The 887-nt window shown below is 68.8% G+C and carries 1 protein-coding gene; it reads right to left on the bottom strand.

The window, feature by feature from the left end:
• Positions 1-9 precede the first annotated feature (9 nt).
• Positions 10-759, bottom strand: a complete 750-nt coding sequence (locus tag IO29_RS31280; protein ID WP_030383531.1) for an IS5/IS1182 family transposase — start codon at positions 757-759, stop codon at positions 10-12.
• Between the last annotated feature and the right edge of the window lie 128 nt (positions 760-887).

Genomic DNA, 887 nt, shown 5'->3' with positions numbered 1-887 from the left:
TGAGGTCTTTCAGCGTTGCCTCTCCAGGGTGAGGACAGCTTTGGCGATGACGGTCATGCGGTTGGGGCTGATGCGGGATCTGCGGAAGATCTGCCAGGACTTCAGCCGTGCCATGGCGCGTTCGACCGGTGCCCGGGCTGCGGCAAGGGCCCGGTTGACGGTGCGCTGGGTGAGGGTGAGCTCACCGCCCGGTGGGCGTTTGAGTCCGGTGGTGACCCAGGGACCGGCGCCCTGGTAGGCGCGGTCGGCGAGGATCGGGAGGCCCTGACGCTCACAGATCCGGATGATGCGGTGGGTGCGGGCCGCGGTCAGGTCGTGGGTGCGGCCCGGCAGCGCGGGAGAAATCCACAGCACCTCGCCCGCGGGGTCGGTGACGACCTGGACGTTCACGCCGTGCCGGCGGTGCTTGGCCGAGTAGTCCTCCCGGCTGTCACCGACGCGGTCGCACTCGGCAAGGGTCCCGTCCAGCAGGACGAACTCCGGATCGTGCTCGCGCAGCGTCTTGAGCAAGCCCGGGGCGCGGCCGGCAAGCAGGCCGGTGACGGCGGTGACGTACGCGTGGGCGGTGCCGATGGATATCCCGAAGCCGGACGCGATCCGGGTGAGGGTGTCGTGGCGGCGCAGGTACACCAGAGCGACGAGCGCCCGCTGGTGCGGCGGGAGCTTGCAGCGGCGGTCACCCTCACGGGTGACGATGAGCATCGTGACCCACTCGACCAGGGCATGCGGGAGGTCGAGTGCGGCAGGATAGGGAACCAACAGGGCTCCTGTGCCGATGGGTTGAGACTTCGAACACCTCCACCAACGGCACGGGAGCCTTGTGCGTTGCGGCCCTCACCTCGGCCTGACTGACGTCACCCGATCAGTGGTCCCGTTGAAAACGCTCA

Origin of the sequence: Streptomyces sp. NRRL F-6676 (genome assembly GCF_000725625.1) — a bacterium.
GTDB lineage: Bacteria > Actinomycetota > Actinomycetes > Streptomycetales > Streptomycetaceae > Streptomyces.
This window is presented reverse-complemented; position numbering and strand designations above follow the sequence as displayed.